General features: G+C 48.5%; 18 protein-coding genes and 2 pseudogenes. 9 read left to right on the top strand and 11 right to left on the bottom strand.

Annotated features, from left to right (window positions below; translation table 11 throughout):
- Positions 1–83: 83 nt before the first annotated feature.
- Together FG166_RS03910 and FG166_RS03905 are read right to left on the bottom strand one after the other, a co-directional pair.
- The gene (locus tag FG166_RS03910; protein ID WP_003681959.1) at positions 84–374 is read right to left on the bottom strand and encodes a GIY-YIG nuclease family protein; all 291 of its coding nucleotides are present in this window, start codon (positions 372–374) and stop codon (positions 84–86) included.
- The gene (locus FG166_RS03905) at positions 367–1,119 is read right to left on the bottom strand and encodes a tRNA1(Val) (adenine(37)-N6)-methyltransferase (protein ID WP_012391089.1); all 753 of its coding nucleotides are present in this window, start codon (positions 1,117–1,119) and stop codon (positions 367–369) included. The genes FG166_RS03910 and FG166_RS03905 overlap by 8 nt, the downstream gene beginning before the upstream one ends.
- A 95-nt stretch (positions 1,120–1,214) precedes the next feature.
- Here FG166_RS03905 and FG166_RS03900 point away from each other — a divergent pair, with 95 nt between their 5' ends.
- Positions 1,215–1,847, top strand: a complete 633-nt coding sequence (locus FG166_RS03900; protein ID WP_003685229.1) for a lysophospholipid acyltransferase family protein — start codon at positions 1,215–1,217, stop codon at positions 1,845–1,847.
- Positions 1,848–1,930: 83 nt separating this feature from the next.
- Here FG166_RS03900 and FG166_RS03895 read toward each other — a convergent pair whose 3' ends face one another.
- A complete protein-coding gene (locus FG166_RS03895) occupies positions 1,931–2,158 on the bottom strand; it encodes a YneF family protein (protein ID WP_003685231.1) in 228 nt (75 codons plus the stop codon).
- Positions 2,159–2,234: 76 nt separating this feature from the next.
- Positions 2,235–2,486 carry a DUF896 domain-containing protein gene (locus tag FG166_RS03890; protein WP_003681968.1) on the bottom strand — a complete coding sequence of 84 codons (252 nt, stop codon included), beginning with the start codon at positions 2,484–2,486 and terminating at the stop codon, positions 2,235–2,237.
- 155 nt (positions 2,487–2,641) lie between these two features.
- On the opposite strand from FG166_RS03890, the gene lexA reads away from it, so the two are divergent.
- Positions 2,642–3,268, top strand: a complete 627-nt coding sequence (gene lexA / locus FG166_RS03885; RefSeq protein ID WP_003685235.1) for a transcriptional repressor LexA — start codon at positions 2,642–2,644, stop codon at positions 3,266–3,268.
- Between the two features lie 349 nt (positions 3,269–3,617).
- Here lexA and FG166_RS03880 read toward each other — a convergent pair whose 3' ends face one another.
- Positions 3,618–4,787, bottom strand: coding sequence for a hydroxymethylglutaryl-CoA synthase (locus tag FG166_RS03880; protein ID WP_021349108.1), 1,170 nt, complete (start codon positions 4,785–4,787; stop codon positions 3,618–3,620).
- A gap of 252 nt (positions 4,788–5,039) precedes the next feature.
- On the opposite strand from FG166_RS03880, the pseudogene FG166_RS03875 reads away from it, so the two are divergent.
- A pseudogene (locus FG166_RS03875) lies at positions 5,040–5,441 on the top strand (heterodisulfide reductase-related iron-sulfur binding cluster); the annotation flags it as partial.
- A 48-nt stretch (positions 5,442–5,489) separates the two neighbouring features.
- Here FG166_RS03875 and FG166_RS09545 read toward each other — a convergent pair.
- A pseudogene (locus tag FG166_RS09545) lies at positions 5,490–5,600 on the bottom strand (phage regulatory protein); the annotation flags it as partial.
- Between the two features lie 118 nt (positions 5,601–5,718).
- Positions 5,719–5,919 (bottom strand): helix-turn-helix transcriptional regulator, encoded by a 201-nt coding sequence (locus FG166_RS03865; RefSeq protein ID WP_003681974.1) that lies wholly within the window; start codon positions 5,917–5,919, stop codon positions 5,719–5,721.
- 161 nt (positions 5,920–6,080) lie between these two features.
- Here FG166_RS03865 and FG166_RS03860 point away from each other — a divergent pair, with 161 nt between their 5' ends.
- The 5 genes from FG166_RS03860 (at position 6,081) to FG166_RS03840 (ending at position 9,816) form a co-directional block, all read left to right on the top strand.
- Positions 6,081–6,698 carry a LexA family protein gene (locus FG166_RS03860; RefSeq protein WP_035430792.1) on the top strand — a complete coding sequence of 206 codons (618 nt, stop codon included), beginning with the start codon at positions 6,081–6,083 and terminating at the stop codon, positions 6,696–6,698.
- Positions 6,699–6,810: 112 nt separating this feature from the next.
- On the top strand, positions 6,811–7,455 hold the full coding sequence (locus tag FG166_RS03855; RefSeq protein WP_003681977.1) for a hypothetical protein: 645 nt from the start codon (positions 6,811–6,813) through the stop codon (positions 7,453–7,455).
- Positions 7,456–7,484: 29 nt separating this feature from the next.
- Positions 7,485–7,766: a M78 family metallopeptidase domain-containing protein gene (locus tag FG166_RS03850; RefSeq protein ID WP_003681979.1), complete on the top strand. Its 282-nt coding sequence runs from the start codon at positions 7,485–7,487 to the stop codon at positions 7,764–7,766.
- Positions 7,763–8,497, top strand: coding sequence for a potassium channel family protein (locus FG166_RS03845; protein WP_003681981.1), 735 nt, complete (start codon positions 7,763–7,765; stop codon positions 8,495–8,497). The genes FG166_RS03850 and FG166_RS03845 overlap by 4 nt, the downstream gene beginning before the upstream one ends.
- A 95-nt stretch (positions 8,498–8,592) precedes the next feature.
- On the top strand, positions 8,593–9,816 hold the full coding sequence (locus FG166_RS03840; RefSeq protein WP_003681983.1) for an SHOCT domain-containing protein: 1,224 nt from the start codon (positions 8,593–8,595) through the stop codon (positions 9,814–9,816).
- A 134-nt stretch (positions 9,817–9,950) separates the two neighbouring features.
- On the opposite strand, the gene FG166_RS03835 is transcribed toward FG166_RS03840, so the two are convergent.
- The 4 genes from FG166_RS03835 to FG166_RS03820 all read right to left on the bottom strand — a co-directional run bounded on the left by FG166_RS03835 (position 9,951) and on the right by FG166_RS03820 (position 13,131).
- Positions 9,951–10,883, bottom strand: coding sequence for an IS30 family transposase (locus FG166_RS03835; protein ID WP_048340501.1), 933 nt, complete (start codon positions 10,881–10,883; stop codon positions 9,951–9,953).
- A 368-nt stretch (positions 10,884–11,251) separates the two neighbouring features.
- Positions 11,252–11,566, bottom strand: a complete 315-nt coding sequence (locus FG166_RS03830; RefSeq protein ID WP_003681984.1) for a metal-sulfur cluster assembly factor — start codon at positions 11,564–11,566, stop codon at positions 11,252–11,254.
- Complete coding sequence (sdaAA, locus tag FG166_RS03825) at positions 11,563–12,450, bottom strand: L-serine ammonia-lyase, iron-sulfur-dependent, subunit alpha (RefSeq protein WP_003681986.1); 888 nt, start codon at positions 12,448–12,450, stop codon at positions 11,563–11,565. Before sdaAA ends, FG166_RS03830 begins: the two co-directional genes overlap by 4 nt.
- Positions 12,451–13,131 (bottom strand): serine dehydratase beta chain, encoded by a 681-nt coding sequence (locus tag FG166_RS03820; RefSeq protein WP_003681988.1) that lies wholly within the window; start codon positions 13,129–13,131, stop codon positions 12,451–12,453.
- Between the two features lie 224 nt (positions 13,132–13,355).
- On the opposite strand from FG166_RS03820, the gene FG166_RS03815 reads away from it, so the two are divergent.
- Positions 13,356–13,613 (top strand): hypothetical protein, encoded by a 258-nt coding sequence (locus FG166_RS03815; protein ID WP_003681990.1) that lies wholly within the window; start codon positions 13,356–13,358, stop codon positions 13,611–13,613.
- Positions 13,614–13,750 lie beyond the last annotated feature (137 nt).

Raw genomic sequence — 13,750 nt, 5'->3', positions numbered from 1 at the left:
GAACCATCATGGATGGGTGTGAATTATGGATTTAACACCGAAAACCATTATACCCAATCATTGCGGTTTGGGCAAGGATTAAATCAAAAGCGCCCCTGCAGTTTTTCCGGGCTCACGCCATGGGCGAGTAAATAGGCTTCCTTTTGCCGGCGCGACTGGTGTTTAAAGGCGTACTCGGCCTTTAAAGCGGCCGATTTATCGGCGAATTCTTCTTGGTAGAGCAGGGTCAGGGGGTGGCGTTTTTTAACCCGGGTGTACTTGGCGCCCTTCCCCGCTTGGTGGGTGGCCACCCGTTTTTTTACGTCATCGGTAAAGCCACAGTACAGGGTCTGGTCGGCACAGTACAAGACGTAGATGTAGTAAGGCTTACTCATACAGGGCCTTCTTCATCGCCGGGGTGTATTCGCCGCTCGCGTCGGCCACCAAGAAGCCGGGCATGATTTTGCTGCCGCCGGTCTTGCCGTCCTTGATCACTTCAATTAAGACCATGTTGGCGTCCATTCCCGGTTTGGGGTAGACAAACTGGATCCGCTTGGGTTCGAGCCGGTGGTCCGCCAGGGTCGCTAAAATCTCGGTCAAACGGTCGGGGCGGTGGACCAAGTAGCCGTGCCCGTTCATTTTCAAGAGCCCACTCATCCGGTCGCACACCGTTGCCAGGTCAATGGTCAGTTCGTGCCTGGCAATCGCCAAGTAGGGGTTGGGATTTTTTTGACTCGCCGGTTGGTCCTTAAAATAGGGTGGGTTGCACACCACCACGTCGGCTTGGTCCTTGGCCACGTACTGGTAGACGTCTTTAACGTCGGCATTAATTACTTGGTAGCGGTCCGCCAAGTCATTTAATTGAATCGAGCGGTCCGCCATGTCAGCCAGCCGTTGTTGGAGTTCGACTTCCACCACCTGCCCGGCAAAGCGCCGGTTTAAAAAGAGGCCGACCGCCCCGTTGCCGGCGCACAGGTCGACCAACAGGGCCCGCCGCTTCTGGCTGGGTCGTACAAATGCCGCCAACAACACCGCGTCCAGGGAGAAGGCAAAGACCTCGCTTGATTGGATGATCTGAACCCCCTGGCTCGATAACTGGTCGATCCGTTCGCCAGCTTTTAACGTCACTTCTTGTTCCATGCTCCACACCTCTCTTGAATCCAACTTGCAAGTTGACGAATTCTTCTTCATACTATAACCGATACTTAATCTAGCTTAAATAAAGGTGAATGACAATGTTGTATAGTTTTTTAGTCCACTTCTTTGGTCCCTTGATCTCCCTGTTTAACGGGCGGCAAATCGTTGCTAACAAAGTGGACCTACCGGAGGGCAACTACGTGTTGGTGGCCCCCCACCGCACCTGGATGGACCCGATCTTTTTGGCCCTGGCCGTTTACCCCAAAAAACTGGGCTTCATGGCCAAAGAAGAACTGTTTAAGGGCAAGTTTGCCAACTACTTCTTGCGCAAGCTCAACGCCTTTCCGGTGAACCGGAAGAACCCGGGTCCCTCGGTGATCAAAAAGCCGGTCACGATGTTAAAAAAGACTGACCTGTCGACGATCATCTTCCCCTCGGGGTCGCGCTACTCTTCTAAATTAAAGGGCGGCGCCGTGATGATTGCCAAGATGGCGGGGGTGCCACTCGTGCCGGCCGTCTACCAGGGGCCGCTCTTTTTCAAGGACCTCTTCAAGCGCCAACGCCGCAAGGTGGCCATTGGTAAGCCAATCTACATTGACCGTAAGATGAAGCTGACCGAAGAGAACCTGGCCCAGGTCGAACAAGAACTCCAAACTGCCTTTGACGCCCTGGATAAGCAACTCGACCCAACCTACCATTACGTAGTACCAAAAAAGACGAAAAAAGACTAACTAAAAAAAAGACTAACTAATATGAAAGGGCCCCAGCCGTTCGGTCTTGCCGAGCAGTGCTGGAGCCCTTTTTTTGTTTTCACTTACTTGCGGTTGGCACGCTTAGCCTGACTCTTCATCGTTTGCATCATTTGGTGCAACTTGCGGTCAGACGGCTTTTGGCCCATTTGAAGCATCATAGTCCGCAGCATGTCTTCGGAAATTGGCGGATTGTTACGAAGGTAATTTTCCATGTAACGGCGCGCCCCGAAGAAGCCGATCAATGCCCCAACCAGGATCCCAAGGATTACTAAGGCAATAGTAAGACCCACGGTGATTTCCCCCCTTAAATTTATCAATACTCTTAATTATTGCACAAACCGACCCGCTTGACCAATTCTTTTTAGCCTAGTCGTCGCGGAGCCCCTTCTTACGTTGGATTTCCTTAACCTTTTCCGGCGTGAGTTCCTTGCCGTCCTTATCAAAGATTTGCATCATTTCGATGTTACTGCGAAAGGCCGCCCGGAAGTTCTTCAGGTATTGGTCGCGTAGGCGTTTGCGCTCGGCCTTTTCAGCGGTCGTTAAGCCCTCGGTCTTGTTCTTGTGGGCTAATTCATTGATCCGCTTGAGTAAGCGATCTTGTTCAGGTGATTCTGCCATTCTGCTACCCCTTTTTTACTTGTTTGCCTCTCAGTCTACCCAATCCGTTGCCCCATTTCAAGTTGGAGCGCCCCTTTCGAACGTACGTTTTACAAACGCCCGTTCATTATGTTAAAATATGCAATAAAGGTCACAATAATACGGAGGAAATAAACATGCCAAGGAATTCCACCAACAAACAAATGGCCGTGCTCAGCTTCATTCATAAGCAAGTTGACGCCCACGGCTACCCGCCGACCGTGCGGGAAATCTGCGGGGCCGTGGGGCTCTCTTCCACGTCAACGGTCCACGGCCACATCAACCGCCTGATCAAAAAGGGCTACCTAAAAAAGGACCCGTCCAAGCCCCGGGCCCTGGAAATCACCCCGGCTGGGCTGGAAGTCCTGGGAATCACCCCTAAGCAAACCCAAATCCCCCTCCTGGGGGTGGTGGCCGCTGGGGAACCAATTCTTGCGGTCCAAGACGCCACCGATTTCTTCCCGATTCCGCCTTCGATCCCGGATCACGATGACTTGTTCATGCTGACCATTCAGGGGACGTCGATGATCAACATTGGGATCCTAAACGGCGACAAGGTGATCGTCCGCCGCCAGGAAACGGCCAATAACGGCGACATCGTGATCGCCATGACCAGCGATAACGAAGCGACTTGCAAGCGTTTCTTTAAGGAACAGGGCCACATCCGCTTGCAACCGGAAAATGACACGTTGGCCCCAATTATTTTGGACGACGTCACCATCCTCGGTAAGGTAGTCGGCCTCTTTCGGGATGATATTTTTTAAAGGAAGTGAGTGCGACCCAACCATCGGGCAGGCCGTGGGCTAAGGATAGGACGGGGGTTAATGAGGCACGCATCGTTCTCCGGCCAGACTTAGCCACTAGGCTTGCGGTTGGGGAGCGCGTTATGGAAGTGCGACCCAACCTCTAAAGCAAGCCGTGGGCTAAGCTAGGGCGGGGGTTGATGCGGCACGCATCGTTCTCCGACCGTACTTAGCCACTAGGCTTGCGGTTGGGGAGCACGTTATGGAAGTGCGACCCAACCTTCTCGACAGGCCGTTGAGCCCTCATTCCCCACTTCAAACTCAAAATGCGGCTGGAAAGCAACCCGCTTTCCAGCCGCATTTTTATTTATTAATCCCGCTCGGCTAGGTCCCGGTACTGGCGCTGGTGGTCCTTTTGCCCCACCAAAACAAAGCGTTGACCAGCCGCCGGCGTTTTAAAGGTGACGTCTTCTTCCTTTAAACCTAACTGTTGGTTGAAGAGGTCTTCATATTCGGCCAGGCTCACCTGGGTCCGGGCGGCTAACTGCTCGTTTAAATCGCCCAGGCCTTCTTGGTAACCCGGTTGTAAGATCCCGGCGAAGAACTCGCCTTCCGCTCCGGAACCATAGGAAAACAGTCCGATCCGCTCGCCCGGTTTAACGTCGCCTTCCGTCAACAAGGACATTAAGCCCAGGTATAAGGAGCCGGTGTAGAGGTTACCGACCTGGCGGCAAGCCTCCTGGCCGGCCGTCAAGTTAGCCCGCAAGCGGGTCGCCACTTGGTCGTCCCGGTCGCCTAATTCCGCCTCCAGGGCCTTCTTGCCCATCTTGGTGAACGGCAAGTGGAAGGCCAACGCGGCGAAGTCCTCTAGCCCGTAGCCGGCCAGCTGCTGGTAACGGGTCCAGCACTGCTTGAAAAAGTCGATGTAGACGTTGGTCGAGTACTTGCCGTCGACCAGCGCTTCTTCGGCGTACAGTGGCCGCCAAAAGTCCATCACGTCCTTGGTGTAGGCGACGCTGGTTGGTTCAATTGCCAGGACCCGCGGGTTGGCGGTGATTAGCATCGCCACCGCCCCGGCCCCCTGGGTGACCTCGCCGCCGGTTTCCAGGCCGTAGCGGGCGATGTCGCTGGCGATCACCAGGATCTTTTCTTGGGGGTTGAGGGCCACCAAACCACGGGCAAATTGCAAGGCGGCCGTCGCCGAGTAGCAGGCCTCCTTAACTTCCACGGCCCGGGTAAAGTCGCTTAACTTCAATAGGTGCTTGACGTAAACCGCCGCCGCCTTGGAATTATCAATCCCGGATTCGGTCGCCACGATCACGGTGGAAACCTGATCCCTTTCAACCGGGTCCAAGAGCTTGTCGGCCGCCGCCGCCGCTAAGGTCACCACGTCTTGGGTCGGTGGAACCACCGCCTGCTTGCTTTGCCCAATCCCAATCAGATACTTATTTGGGTCAACGTTGCGTCCCTGGGCCAGGTCCTCCATCGCCAAGTAGTAAGGTGTCGTGGCGAAGGCCAACTTATCAATCCCGATTTTCACGAGTGAAACCCCCATTTAAATGAATTTTTTGCTCGGTCCTCGTTAACAGCGGGGCGCCGATCTTTTAACCATCAAATGCTACCACGGTTCGTCGCTAATTAGCAAGAAAGGACTCCCCAGACTATAACTACCGAACGATAAGTAATTAGGACTTTTCCCTAATTATTATTTATGAAAATAGCGCTTACGATTAAGGTAAGCGAACTGATTGAAAGGGGGAAGCTTAGCCAGGGTGCTGACTAAGCGTAACGAATGAAACAACCGCGAGTTTGTATTTTCTCCTCTTGCCTGGTGGACCTGATGTTTCCTAACGTCGGCCAAGCCATGGTGGAGGTTTTGGAGCGGCTGGGGTGTGAGACCTTTTTGCCCGAACAGCAGGTTTGTTGTGGGCAACCAACCTATAACAGTGGCTACTCCAAGGGCAGCATGAAAACCTTTAAAAACGAAATTGATGCCCTACTCAGTATCGATGCCGATTACATCGTGGGTCCTACCGGCTCTTGCGTCTTCATGATCAAGGAATACCCGGAAATCCTGGCTGACGACCCGGTTTACGGTCCCCGCGCTAAGGAAGCGGCCGCCAAGATTTACGAGTTTACCCAGTTTATTTACCGGGTCCTCGGCGTCGTTGACTGCGGGGCCGAACTCGCAGCCCTGTTTAGTGAGCAGGAAGGAAACTCGATCTTGTCCGTTTCCACCTAAGTAGCTTGATTCAACGAAGAAATCAGACGGACGCAATTTTGCGTCGGTCTCTAAAACACTGATGTACCGGCGGATGTCACGGATCAAGTCCGTGTGGCGCTTGCCAATCATCTTTGCCACATCTCGGCTATCCATAACTTCCCGATCGTTTACCTGCTTGACAATTTTTACTTGGTTTTCCATGTTTGCTCCTCCTATCCAGCTTTGTTCGATTTTTCGAACGAATTATCTAAAAAAAGATGCCAATTTCATTAGGGCCAAGTCCAATTAGCTTGCAAAAACTTGTAAGGTTATCAATTGTCCAGTTTGTATGGCCATTTTCCCGCAACGCGTACGATGAGCGAGTAATTTTAAGAGCTTCCGCAACATCAGCTTGTGTTAGCCCATTAGCGATGCGTTCAGCCTTAATCCTCTTTAGATTAAGTTTCATTTATTTCACCCCTTTCCCCTTTAAACTTGTTCGTTTTATCGAACAACTATATTATTGCACGGCCGTTCGATTTAGTCAACGTTTTGACTGCTTTTTTTGAAAGTTGTTTTATTTTAAGAACGATCGTGCTATTATTATATATGTATAAAGGAGGTGATAATGTGAAGTCGAATGAAGAAGTTATTAAGTACCTAAATGAATTAAGAAAACAGCAGAAAATATCAATCAGTGAGCTTGCTCGTAAAGTTGATATGTCAAAATCTACTGTGTCCCAATACTTTAACGGTAAGCTCCAATTCCCACTTAATCGAGCGCACGACTTTGCACGAGTTTTAGGAGTAACAACTGATGACCTATTAGGTCTTGATTTATCAAAAGTCAATCCTATTAACAGGTTAACTAAGATTCCCTTATTAGGAACCATCGCTTGTGGTGATCCGATCCTAGCCGATGAAAACATCACCGACTATCTAACTGAACCAGTCGATTACTTACCAAGTGGGAAACTTTTTTACTTGCGCGCTAAAGGTCAATCTATGGAACCAACAATTAAAAACGGTTCACTAGTGCTAATCCGGCAACAACCCGAGGTTGAAGATGGCGAAATTGCGGCCGTGCTCTTCACTGACGATGATGAAGCTACTCTTAAGAGGGTCAAACGATCCGGCGATACGATGATCTTACTCCCTGACAATCGCAGGTATGAGCCAATCATAGTTAGCAAGGATAACCCCGTTAGGATCTTGGGAAAAGCCGTCCGAGTGACGACAAATCTGTAAAAAACCCCCTAACGGCATCGGGTAGATAGCACCGCTAGAGGGAAATCGGGATCAAGTTAATTATATCACAGCTTGGTCCAATACATAATTTGACTTTTGGGAGGGACTGAAAATGGAAACTGCGTTATTTTTATCAGGCGTGGGCTATCTAGTGGCAATCATGGCCTTTGTGGTTGCGATCGGGTTTCTGATCACTCTACTTGTTGGCCAAACATCTGGAAATGAGATTATTTTTAAGGTTGGTAAAAAGGGAACACTAATTGCTGGAATTGTTTTAGCTGCTAGCTTGGTACTTGGCTTTGGCGCCGGAGCGGTTGAGAATAGCATCGCAACTCATCGTAACAACCGCTTTGATAACTATGCTGAAAAATACACTAAGCTGTATGCCAAAACGTCCACCGATGCCGAAGATATCGCCAACAACATTTACGATGCTTGGCAAGATGGAATCTTTGACGACACGTCAGATAATAATTTCGATCCAAGCACGGTCGTATCAGCATCCCTTGAAAAAGATGCCGATAAGGTCTACGCGCTAGAAAACAACATGAAGGAACTTAAAGATACGTTAGACAGCATGAAGGATTGCGATGCTCCAGACCGTAGCATCAAGCTTTACCAAAACTCCTACGATAAGATGAGTGAGATGGCTGACTACGTGACTAATCCATACGGCAATTTCACCAGTTTTTATGACACGACAAATAGCCAGGATAAAGCCGTTGGAAATTACTTACGGAAATTATTAAATAAGTAAACCCGAACGTTAGTAGTGAAGCTGGCCATATGACCGATTTGGAGAAATTGGAGGATCAGTACCCAGAACTACGGTTTTGGTCAATCGATGTACCTAACCCACACTTTCACGGGCTAATCAAAGGTGCAGACGTCTATATCAATGCCAACGACGATAATTTAACTCAACTTATGACGGCGTTGCATGAGGTCTTCCACCATGAATTAGACTGTGGCGATCTCTCAGACATCCAACGTGTGGGAGTAATAAAAGAAGAGGGACAGGCTATCCGGTTTGCCACCCGCCTGGTCAAGGACTTTATCCAACCATGATTAACAATAAATATAAAAATATAATTTATATCGGCTACGAAATCACGATGGCAGTACTATCGATCGCTTCGATTTTTATGATCGTATTGGATTATGCTAAGAGTATTGATATTACCGCCTATCCATACAACGTGTTTGACAACTTAATACTGACTATCTTTACAATTGATTATTTTGGTAGATTAATTGCATCAAAAAATAAACGAAAATTTATTACTAGCAACATTTGGGATCTACTTTCCATTATCCCTGTTAACCAGGCCTTCTATTTTTTCCGGGCCGCCAGGATTTTTCGTATCTTTATACTTTTAAAGCTGCTAAGACTGGTTCGGTTAGTTGGTCTTATCGGTAAGCTACGCAAGTTTATTAATACCAATGGTTTAATTTATTACATCTACGTAAGCATTGCAGTATTAATCATTGGCGCTTCTATGTATAGCATTTCAGAAAAGGTCGATTTTGCTACCGCTCTGTGGTGGTCAATTACTACTGCTACAACCGTTGGCTATGGTGATATTTCACCAACCACCTCTATGGGTAAGTTAGCTGCAGTTATGGTAATGATCATTGGAATTGGCTTTATAGGTATGCTAACCAGTTCGATTAGTAATTTCTTTATTTCCAACGATGAAGTTAACTTAAAGGAAGAATTAGCTAAACTACATAATGAGAATGTCCAGTTGAACGATAAATTAGATAGACTAGAGCAGATCATCAAGAAGAAAAACTAGGATTACAATTCCTAAAATATTAGCTACCCAGTTTTTTAATGCTGGATTGTTAACGTCCAACCCTGATTGACGTTAAAAGCTGTTGGGAGGATAAAATGTCACGAGGTATACTGCGCAAACCATCAATTAAAAAATCTTTAGCCGCAAAGTATAAGGGCGCATACACCAGAAAATTAAAGAAGAGTCTTATTCCTGGGTATGGGACAAAGACTGCAGGATGGCTTCATCCTAAGCGAAAACTATACAATAAAATTTATTACCGCACATCTATAGATACTAGAAAAGTTATTGCTGATGCTTTGACTAAAAAGAACGAGCGCAACACATCTTCTACATCTTCAAATGTTTCCCAAGGGAAAAAGGTAACTAATTACAATGAATATCATTTAAATGATGATGTCTCTTATTATCGTCGATATACAACGTATCAGCTAGTAACAGCCGGTATTACTATATTGCTTATTTTTTGGAATCCACTTATAGCACTAGTCTTCTGGATAGTTACTTGGTGTTTGGAACAAAAAGTCAAAGTATCGCCAATCGACGGTAGCGTTTGGTTTATCGTGCCTAAAAAAGAATGGATAGAATATAGAAAGTCACATAACGTACCTCTCTATAAGCAATACTATAAAAACCATATAGCGAAATTTGATACAGATGTGACTAATCAAAATAAAGTTAAGGCTCTCGAACAGCACGATCAGGAACTTCAAGCCGAATATCAAAAAACTGCTGCTCCATTTAAAAATGATGGAGCCTTAAAAGTTGGAAGGTACTATTTTGATCCTAGTAGAGAAGAAATACTTATGGACACAACATTATTGGACAAGCACTATAGGGTATACAAATTCTCTGATATTGTAAGTTACACTCCTATTGAAGAAGGTCACAACCAAACTAAAAAGCATGGCATTACTAGAGCTGTAGTTGGTGGTGCTATCGCTGGTGGTGCTGGGGCCATTGTGGGAGCCGTTACCGGAGGGAAAAATTATGATTATGTTGATAAGCTTGGTGTTGTAATCACTTTTAGTAACAACGAGAATATTCGTTTGATGTTTCTAAATTCTGAAACAAAGAAGGGCGGATTTGTAGCAAATGAATACTACAAACAGTTTCATGATGTTTGTGGTGTCCTTGATGCCACGATTAGTAAAAATACTCAGCGCTTGCAGCTTGAGCAGCAAAAAAAGCTTACTAACCAAAGTCAAAAATCTATTTCGGCAGCCGACGAAATTGTTAAATATAAGAAGCTAGCTGATGATGGCGTAATAACTCAAGAAGAGTTTGAAGCTAAGAAGAAGCAAATGTTAAACATTTAGAAAACAAAAAAGGCTCATCCCTACTACCATAGGGATGAGCTAAGGGGTTGAATTGAGGCGTAAATTGCGCCCTTATCAGACCATTCAACCCCTCAAGTATATCATAAGAATATACGAACGGTAGATTGCAACAATTAATCGAATTTTTCGGACAAGTCACCAAAGAAGACTTGGAGTGGCGTTTTCCACCCTAAACATTTCCGGGGACGCCAGTTTAAGTACTTTGAGATCATGGTCAGCTCTTCGTTCGTAACGCTCTCAATTGGCTGGTTCTTTGGAATGTGTAGCCGAAGCTCGCGGTTCAACCGTTCGTTGGTTCCACGTTCATGTGGCGCATACGGGTGGGCAAAATAATGGGCAATTCCGCAGGCTTCAATTTCCTTGAAGCCTGCGAATTCCTTACCGTGATCGCTGGTGATTGACTTGATCAAGCCGCGCAACTCCTCGTTAAGCTCTAGGATTGCCTTAGTCATAGCTTTACTATCACGTCCCGGTAAACGACGAATAATCATTAGTCGGGACTTACGATCAGTAAAGGTAGCTAGGACCTCGCCCCTGGTTTTTCCTGATAGGATGGTATCGACTTCAAAATGACCAATCTCTTGACGCAGGTTAGCCTCGTCCGGACGTTGGTCGATAAACTTCGCCCCACGTGTGTACTGACCACGACCATCGTGGCTCTTTCGGTACCGCACACCGTGGTCTGGAAGGACCTCGCGTTTGATGTCCAACCAGCCCTTGTCCAGCCAGTTATAGAGGGTTTTGAATGGCATTTGGAGAATATGCGCGATGACTTCAAAACTCCACCGCTGTTCGAGAATGATCCCACGGACGAATTCTCTTAAATTCTCTGTTAGAAGAGTTTTCCGCCCCCGGTGAGTTAGCTTCTTTTCGCAGTCTTCCTGAGCTTGATCAGCGTCATAGTATCCCTTAGGACAGCGCTTTAGTTCATAGTTGATGGTTGAAGGAGCTACACCAACTTCTTCAGCAATTTGTTTTTGTGAGTAACCAACCTTAAGCAGCGTTTGGATGACAGTTCTATCCGATAATGTTAAAATGTGACTCATGGGTAATGGACTCCTATTGTTTATAGTTTTGTCACTTAAAACAATACCGGGTCCATTGCCCTTTTTCTATCCAAATTTTTTGTCTGGGTAGAATTCTATTTAATCTTACAATCTACCATATCCTTAGTGTAATTACAAATATTTCTTTATAAGGGTTTGACTTATTAGTCGATTTTATCGATATCGATTATTAAATAAACATCTTTCGCTTAATCTATCTATGGACACAGATAGATAATCTTGCTAATATTCACCCTTACGAGGGGGACAAAATTAGATTAAAATTCGCTTAATTGGACGCAAAAAGGGCGCTCGCCGTTCGGTTATCAAACGACGAACACCCTCCTGAAAAAACAGCAGCTTCAATTTTAGTGGATCCCCAAGAGCAACCGGGCCTGGCGGCTCATCCGCGCCACCGTCCAGGCCGGCTCCCACACCAGGTCAATATTGACGTGGTGAACCTCCGGCACCGTTACTAACGCCTGGGTCACCTCCCGGCGTAAAATTCCCTGCAAGGGGCAGCCCATCATCGTCAAGGTCATCGAGAGGTCGCAGATCCCGTCATCCTTGAGGTCGACGCTGTTGATTAGACCCAGGTTCACCACATCGACGCCCAGCTCGGGATCGATCACTGAAGTCAAAGCGTCCATGATGTCTGCTTGGATCTCTTCCGGCGCCCTCATGACTCCAGGTCCTTTCCAAAGATCCGGAGCTTAATTTGTTGCCCGGTTGGGGTGCCGGCTAAGCCGCCTAGACCGGTCTCACGCAGTTCAACTGGCATTTGGCGGCCAATTTTATCCATCGCCGCGATCACCTCGTCGGCCGGCACTAGGGAGGTGCACCCGGCTAGGGCTAAGTCAGCGGCGATCAGGGCGTTACCAGCCCCGGTGGCGTTGCGGTTGACGCAGGGCACCTCGACCAGGCCGGCTAGCGGGTCGCACACCAACCCTAACAAGTTACTCATGGCAATCGCCAGGGCGTTGGCTGACTGAACGGGGGTGCCACCGGCGATTTCGACGGCGGCCGCCGCCCCCATCGCACTCGCCGACCCGACCTCGGCCTGGCAACCACCGGAAGCACCGGCAATGCTGGCCTTGTTGGCGATGATCATCCCCATCCCGCCGGCGGTGAACAAAAAGTGTAGCATTTGGTCTTCGGTCAACTTCAAGCGGTCGTTAAGGGCAAACAAGATCCCCGGCAGGGTCCCGGAAGAACCGGCGGTGGGGGTGGCGCAAATCACCCCCATGGCGGCGTTAACCTCGTTGGTGGCGATTGCCCCTTCCACGGCGGCCATCATGGCGTCCCCGGACAGGGTGCGGTGCGTCTGGCGATACTCCTTGACCTTCACGGCTTGACCACCCGTCAAACCGGTCGCCGAGTGGACGCCCTGACCGCTAGTCCCCCGCTCAACGGCCGCCTTCATGGTAGCGAGGTTGTTTCTCATCCGTTGGAAAATCTGTTCGCGCGACTTCCCGCTGGTTAAAATTTCTTGGTTGATGATCACTTCCGACAGCGGCAAACCCTGGTTGGTAGCGGTGGTGACCAGTTCATCAATCGATTTAAACATTTACGACTCCTCTAAACAAATGATGCCCGGGTAGGTTTGTAGTAAATAGGTCCGCAAGTCGTCTTGCAGGTAGTCCTTGAGGTCAAAGGTCCAAATCGTGCTGTGCGGGCTGGTAAAGACCTGTTGCTTGATAAAGGGGGCCTTCCACTCCAGGTCGTTAATTAACAAGCGCCCCTGCTCTTGCTTGGCTTGATCGGCGACCGGGGCCTGGAAGAGGACAATTGGCAGGGGGCCAGACGGTTGAATCGCCACCCCTTCCAGGACCAGTTCACGGACCTCAATGATTCCGCCGCCGACCGAGCAGCCGGACAGACTGGTCTGCTTGGTGGCGCCGACCAGGTCGAGCACCGCCGTGTTGGGGTGACCAATCGGGCTTGCGCCGGGTTCTTCGACGAAGTTGATCTCAATCCCGGCCTGGCTCGCCAGTTCGCGCGAATTGGGCACTCGCGGGTCAGCCGGATCCATTTGCAAGAGGCCGGCCACGATGGCGTAATCGGTGCCGTGGCCCTGGTGGGTCTGGGCAAACGATTCATAGTAGTGGACCGTCACCCGAACCGGCGTCTGACCGAGCACCTGGCGGGCCACCCGACCAATTGCAACCGCCCCGGCCGTATGTGAACTAGAAGGTCCAATCATGATCGGGCCAATGATATCAAAAACACTCCGGTAATTTTCCGTCATTTATACTTCCTCCGAATCTTGATTCAGTATACAGCGGTGGTGGCCGTAAGAAAAGGCTTCTCTAATCTTTGTCTCAAAGCATCTAAAAGCACGGCGCCGACTTTTGATTCTTTCGTTTTTAAGCGGTCAACCTAACGATCTTTAAATTTATCGATAGATAGTTATAATTCGTACTAAATCTCTATTGTTCAGGTATAATTAGCAAATAGATAGGGGTAATCACTATGGCTAATCACATTGAATCGCTATTCATCGACGATTTACTACTCAATTACCTAGACGACTTTTGTAATAACGCCGGGGTTTCCCGGTCGGTCTTCTTAAAGAACTTCTATACTACCGTCGCCAAGATGGGCGAGCTCCCCTTTGAACCAGCCGCCACCAGCCACTTTGCCACCCGGTTTAGTGGCTGCCCTCTCACCGAAGATGACTTTTCATCCGACAACGATCGCGGGGATTGGTTCAGTCAATTGGAATCTTAACCCAACGGAAGCTTACTTCCAGAAAGGAGCTCACCATGGACGAACGGCTGATCGACTTTTCGATCCCAGACGACGTGGCGAAACGGGCCCACCAGGTTTTTGAAAGCGGGCAAGGAAACACGTTCTTTTAAGGACGC

Origin of the sequence: Limosilactobacillus fermentum (assembly GCF_013394085.1) — a bacterium.
Classification (GTDB): Bacteria; Bacillota; Bacilli; order Lactobacillales; family Lactobacillaceae; genus Limosilactobacillus; species Limosilactobacillus fermentum.
This window is presented reverse-complemented; position numbering and strand designations above follow the sequence as displayed.